The 2,201-nt window shown below is 44.9% G+C and carries 1 protein-coding gene; it reads right to left on the bottom strand.

The window, feature by feature from the left end:
- Positions 1 to 167: 167 nt before the first annotated feature.
- Positions 168 to 1,982: an adenylate/guanylate cyclase domain-containing protein gene (locus QT992_RS33280; protein ID WP_333321051.1), complete on the bottom strand. Its 1,815-nt coding sequence runs from the start codon at positions 1,980 to 1,982 to the stop codon at positions 168 to 170.
- Positions 1,983 to 2,201: the final 219 nt, after the last annotated feature.

The following is a 2,201-nucleotide window of genomic DNA, read 5'->3' as shown; positions in this document are numbered from 1 at the left end:
GATTTTAAAGTCCCAAAAGCCTTTCGACCCCAATTATTTACTCGCGACCCCTTGACAGGTCAAGACAGTATCTACAACCAATATTTTAATTCCCCAGTATGAAGTAATTGGGCCTAATTAACAGGACATAATATCACAACTAATGCCCCATGCCCCATGCCCGATGACTAATGCTTTTCGCCCAAAATAGCATAAACCACAGTCTCTTCTTTTTTGCCGCGCAATTGAATCGAGCCTACTTTTTGGCCTTCGTAGCGATCGCGCACATAAGCAAAAGTCCTCGCCGTCACCAACAAATTAAAAGGACTGTCAGAAACAATTTCCTTATTCATCGCCTCCAATCTAGCAGCAACGTTGACAGCATCGCCGATCACAGAATAATTCAAACGCCGGGAACCGCCCACGCTGCCAGCAACTAACTGTCCGGTATGCAAACCGATGCCAAACTTAATTAAAGGTTTGTGTTCAATTCTAAGCTGCTGATTAAGTTGGTGCAGCCGTTCGTGCATCGCAATACAAGCCGCAACTGCATTCAAAGCATCTTGTTGAATTTCTCGATATTCGGTATGGCAAAAAGGCACTCCAAAAACTGCCATAATTGCATCACCGATGTATTTATCTACAACGCCGCCGTGATCCATAATACAGTTAGTCATCGCTTCCAAATAATTGTTCAACCAGGTGAGTAAATCTCGCGGCGGCATTTTTTCTGAAATGGAAGTAAAACTCCGAATATCCATAAACAGCACCGTGGCTGTAAGTTCTTGAGGTTCCAGTTCTCCCTGTTCAAATATCTCCGCTTTGCGTTCCCAAATAAGTTGAGCTGTCTCTGGAGCGACGTGCTTTTCAAATAACCTCATCAACTGCTGCTTTTCGTACTGTTCCCGCAGTTGCAAAGCAGTGCCAGATAAAATGAGGGTGCCGATAGGTGCGGCAATCGGAACCCACCAAAAAAAGAAGCCAAATAACAAAGCACCAGCCCCAATCCAAATTATAGGCAAACCGAGAGCGATCGCAATTCTCTCCTTAACGCCTCGGTTGCCCAGAACCAAGGCAGTAAGCGACCCAATCCCCAACAATAACAAAATTTCTACGAGTACCGGCAGTCGCCGTAGCAAGCGTTGATTGAGCAAATTGTCAACCAACGCTGCATATAAATAAACCCCAGCCGTAGTCTTGTTTAGAGGTGAAGATATCGGGTCTAAACCGGTAGCAACTATGCCCACTAAAACTAACTTATTAGTCAGAGCATCTGCGGGAATTCTACCTTCTACGACATCAACAAAAGCATAGGTAGGTAGATTTTCTGTTTTCCCCGGCCAGTTAACCCAGACTTTTTTTTCCTGCTTATTTTTGGACTGTGGGAGCAATACTGGATCTTGGGGATTAGCAGCATTGTACCTGTGAATCATTGCTAAACCGAAATTAGGAATCCCGTTGAGAAAGATTTTTGACTCGCGGCTAATACCGTCGCTATCGGGTTCCTGGCCGATGTGGCCGACACCTGCGGCGGCTGCTATTAAAGATGCTAGGGGTTCTTCTTTGGTGGTTCTAGCGAGTACAACTTTGCCGTTGGCGGCGATTGCAGCGGCTAAAATATCATCTTTCGGACTTGGATCGAGGAAAAGAATGTCAAAACCAACTGCTGTAGGGGGAGATTTTTTCAGTGCTTCTAGCAGTTGGGCGTAGCGGTTGCGGGGCCAAGGAAATTGACCGTATTCCTGCAAGGAATGCGGTTCGATCGCAATTACCGCAATTCTAGAATCCCATCCGGGATTTGGCAAAATTCCCGATTCTCGAATTTGAAATAGCATTTTGTATCCCAAATATTCAAGGGGTTTCCACATTCCCAATTGCAGCATGGCTACAGACATTATACCTACTAATGCCCCTGTCATCCAGGGAGGATTTGTGAATACATATTGCCGCAGCCCGATCAGGTGATTTTGTTTGAGATGATCGATCCATTCTTTCAACTTCATGCAATTAATTTGACGCAATAATTGACATTCGAGTCCGAACTTCGAGAGGAGTGGGAGTCAATCGATTTTAGATTTTAGATTTTAGATTTTAGAGGCGACCCCACGGATAAATTCGGGGGGCAAGTTTCATCGGATACAGGTTTTTAGGATCGCGAATTAAATAACTTACAATTTTAATTGTTATTGTGGGATGGGCGTCCCGCCCGTCCAAAAAGGACG

The organism is Microcoleus sp. T3_D1 (genome assembly GCF_036700405.1).
Classification (GTDB): domain Bacteria; phylum Cyanobacteriota; class Cyanobacteriia; order Cyanobacteriales; family Microcoleaceae; genus Microcoleus.
This window is presented reverse-complemented; position numbering and strand designations above follow the sequence as displayed.

What these genes read in the sequence shown, in the direction of transcription:
- QT992_RS33280 (WP_333321051.1), bottom strand. Translation starts at nt 1,982, where the DNA reads ATGAAGTTGAAAGAATGGATCGATCATCTCAAACAAAATCACCTGATC.